Annotated in this window: 1 protein-coding gene; it reads right to left on the reverse strand. The window is 30.4% G+C overall.

The window, feature by feature from the left end; genetic code table 11:
• Window positions 1-570 precede the first annotated feature (570 nt).
• Window positions 571-1,104, reverse strand: a complete 534-nt coding sequence (locus V7149_RS26425) for a hypothetical protein (protein WP_335348519.1) — start codon at window positions 1,102-1,104, stop codon at window positions 571-573.
• Window positions 1,105-1,713 lie beyond the last annotated feature (609 nt).

Here is a 1,713-nt window from a genome sequence, read left to right on the forward strand (position 1 = left end):
TACTTACTCTATCCTTTGTTTACTAATACCTTTTTTGCTGTCTTTTTTTATTCATCATATTGCTCATCAAAATTCACATTAGTATCAACTGGTGGATGGTGGTATAGTAATTCTTCAATAATGTCTCTAAGTCTCAATAATTCTTTATGCTTCGATTCATCAAAATCACTAGCTGTTCTAAGGTTTTTTCTTAGATGTTCAATTTCCTGCTGCTGTTGCTGAACCTTATCCCTTAATTCACTTTCAACCTTTAGAATTTCTTTAGCATAACCAATAAGCCAATCAAAATTATCTTTTGGAGTAGAAATTCAAACTTTTCTGAACAATTCACCTATAAGATAATCATCCTTAATTCCTTTTAGCTAATCCTCCAAATTAACTCCTCCTACCATTTGTTTCTTTGATTTTTCTTCTCATTATTTCTAGACCTTTTAAAATTCCTCAATAGTAAAATAACTCCAATAGAAACCAGTCCAATTATCACTGCAGGTATTACATAATAAAAGAATATAATAAAAATCTCGGTCTCTTTATTCCATTCCAAACTTCTTCACTCCTATCATTTTTTTACTAACTAGAACGCCATCTTCTACCGAATTTTTCAGTTGCTTCACGCATAAGCTCCTGGTATTGAGAACGATACCTTTCTTTTTCCTTTCTTTCGTTATTCAATCTACGGTTCATAGATTCAACAAAAGAAGGATTATCGCTTCTATATAATTTCTCTGATTCTCTCGACAATGACCTGATCAATGAGTTTTTAAGAACTTCTTCATCAATGGTTAAATCCTGTCTTTTTGCTCTTTTTACAGACGTTCTACCAACATATACACCAATATGAGAAGGTATTTCGTGTTTAACTGTTTCATACAACTCTTTTGTCATAACATAATAATTAAAGTTGCCACAAAATGTTTTCTTAGCTTTGCTTCTGAAATCCGAAACAGAAACTTTAATCTCATAACAGCGCCAAATACCCTTTGTGTCATAAGTCATGTAATCTACTCTTTCATCACCGAACCAGCCGATTGTTACTTCAAAGCAGCCAAATATACCTTGTTTCTTTGTCGCTGAATAAATTTGACGTTCTAATTGAACAGTCAACTCCGTTTTTGCGATTTTATACCCCTCCTAATCAACTGATCTTTCACTGTGTAAAACATCCTATAGGCAAATTAACAATAAATTTACAATTAAGAAACACACACTAAATAATATAATTATATTGTTAGATTATTAAGTTACTCATTTTCAAAAGGAGTTGGACATATGCTTGTGTTTCTGACTAGAGTTATTATTTTAACTACCTTTTGTTATCTTTTTTAATAATAAGAAAATCAATATTTAGACTAACCTTTTCGCATCCTATGGGTGCTTTTTTATTTTGAATTGCATCATTACTCCTCTATACAGGTCTATCATTAAGTTCACTTAAATTTCGTACTGTGAACAACTCGTAAGTACTTATCACATTTTCATTACCCTCATACTTTTAAACAATATTGTTAGTGTTATTTATCCAAGTTTTTTTGTGTTATAATACAAATGTCTTAATGTTTAAAGGTAAGGAGTTTGTTATGAAAAAACTAGTTGATCCAATTGAGCATTTTGAAAAAATGTTACAAAAATATCCAGATGAAATACAGAATACATATGAATTTTATTCCTTTTTTAAAGATTTACCTTTGGCTAATCAAAAGTTCGACTATGTTC

Source organism: Bacillus sp. JJ1503, from assembly GCF_036965125.1.
Lineage (GTDB): Bacteria > Bacillota > Bacilli > Bacillales > Cytobacillaceae > Cytobacillus.